This is a genomic window from Mycobacterium sp. TH-M106 (assembly GCF_057473765.1).
Genome location: NZ_JBYCLE010000549.1, coordinates 1 through 1,233, shown reverse-complemented (window position 1 = coordinate 1,233; position 1,233 = coordinate 1). Strand labels below are relative to the sequence as shown.

Here is a 1,233-nt window from a genome sequence, read left to right as displayed (position 1 = left end):
CGTCGCACAACCCGATGCCCGACAACGGCATCAAGTTCTTCGGCCCGGGCGGACACAAGCTCGACGACGCCACCGAGGACCAGATCGAGGATCTGGTCGCCGCCGGTCCGGGGCTGCGTCCGGTCGGTGCCGGGCTCGGGCGGGTGGTGGACGCCGGCGACGCGCTGGACTGCTACCTGCGTCACCTGCGCACGGCGGGCACCGCCCGGCTGGATGGCTTGACGGTCGTGGTGGACTGCGCCCACGGAGCGGCGTCGGTGGCCGCGCCGCGCGCCTACCGCGCCGCTGGCGCCCAGGTGATCGCGATCAACGCAGAACCCGATGGGCTGAACATCAACGACGGCTGCGGCTCCACGCATCTGGCTGCGCTGCAGGCTGCCGTGGTCGCTCACGGCGCCGACCTGGGCCTGGCGCACGACGGGGACGCCGACCGGTGCCTGGCTGTCGACGCCGCCGGCAACATTGTCGACGGCGACGCCATCATGGTGGTGCTGGCCCTGGCCATGCGCGAGGCCGGCGAGCTGGTCGGCGACACCTTGGTGACCACGGTGATGAGCAACCTCGGGTTGCATCTGGCCATGCGCGCGGCCGGTGTCGCCGTGCAGACCACCGACGTCGGCGACCGCCACGTCCTGGAGCAGCTGCGCGCCGGTGGCTACACCCTCGGCGGCGAGCAGTCCGGGCACATCGTGCTGCCGAAGCTGGCTACCACCGGTGATGGCATCATCACCGGGCTGAGGATGATGTCACGGATGGCCCAGACCGGCGCCTCGCTGGCCGACCTCGCGTCGGCGATGCGCGCGCTGCCGCAGGTGCTGATCAACGTCGAGGTCACCGACAAGGCCAGCGCCGCCGGCAGACTCGCGGTGCGCGAGGCGGTGCGGCGGGCACAGGACGAACTCGGCGACACCGGGCGAATCCTGTTGCGCCCGTCGGGAACCGAACATCTGGTCCGAGTGATGGTAGAAGCCGCCGATGCCGAGGCCGCGCGCCGGATCGCGGTCAGCGTCGCGGAGACGGTGCGCGCCGAGTTCTGATGCGGGAACCGGCGCGCCCCGCCCGCCGTCATACCCGTCATGGGAGAACGGTGGCAGCAGACGCATTGCGTACATGTACTCATGCATGTATACATGCAACATGGCCACCAAGACCATATCGATCGATCTCGAGGCATACGAACGCCTGCGAGCTGCCCGGCGTTCGCCCGACGAATCGTTTTCTCGTGTCATCAAG

1 protein-coding gene is annotated in these 1,233 nt (G+C 69.7%); it reads left to right on the top strand.

The genetic code is table 11. From position 1 onward, the window contains the following. On the top strand, positions 1 to 1,037 hold a 1,037-nt coding region (gene glmM / locus AC2VOP_RS18940; protein WP_486962398.1), incomplete at its 5' end, for a phosphoglucosamine mutase. Positions 1,038 to 1,233 lie beyond the last annotated feature (196 nt).